The sequence below is a fragment of the Ideonella sp. sgz306126 genome (assembly GCF_056032705.1).
In genome coordinates, this window is sequence record NZ_JBVYWP010000014.1 from 1 (window position 1) to 888 (window position 888).

The 888-nt window shown below is 65.7% G+C and carries 1 protein-coding gene; it reads left to right on the forward strand.

Going from position 1 to position 888, the window contains the following annotated elements:
* Nucleotides 1–888: elongation factor Tu (gene tuf / locus AC0N04_RS18210; protein ID WP_474283991.1), on the forward strand; the 888-nt coding region annotated here is incomplete at its 5' end.

Sequence of the window (888 nt, forward strand, 5' to 3'; positions counted from 1 at the left end):
GCGATTCTGGTGTGCTCGGCCGCTGACGGCCCGATGCCGCAGACGCGCGAGCACATCCTGCTGGCGCGCCAGGTGGGCGTGCCGTACATCATCGTGTTCCTGAACAAGTGCGACATGGTGGACGACGCCGAGCTGCTCGAGCTGGTCGAGATGGAGGTGCGCGAGCTGCTGGACAAGTACGACTTCCCCGGCGACGCGACCCCGATCATCCACGGCAGCGCGAAGCTGGCGCTGGAAGGCGACAAGGGCGAGCTGGGCGAGCAGGCGATCTTCAAGCTGGCCGATGCGCTGGACAGCTACATCCCGACGCCGGAGCGTGCGGTGGACGGCGCGTTCCTGATGCCGGTCGAAGACGTGTTCTCGATCTCGGGCCGCGGCACGGTGGTGACGGGCCGGGTCGAGCGCGGCATCATCAAGGTGGGCGAGGAAATCGAAATCGTTGGCATCAAGCCGACGCAAAAGACGACCTGCACGGGCGTGGAGATGTTCCGCAAGCTGCTGGACCAGGGCCAGGCGGGCGACAACGTGGGCATTCTGCTGCGCGGCACCAAGCGCGAAGACGTCGAGCGCGGCCAGGTGCTGTGCAAGCCGGGTTCGGTCAAGCCGCACACGCACTTCACGGCGGAGATCTACGTGCTGAGCAAGGAAGAGGGAGGGCGCCACACGCCGTTCTTCAACAACTACCGGCCGCAGTTCTACTTCCGCACGACGGACGTGACGGGTGCGGTGGAGTTGCCCAAGGACAAGGAGATGGTGATGCCGGGCGACAACGTCAGCATCACCGTCAAGCTGATCGCCCCGATCGCGATGGAAGAAGGCCTGCGCTTCGCCATCCGTGAGGGTGGCCGCACCGTCGGCGCCGGCGTCGTCGCCAAGATCATCGAGTAA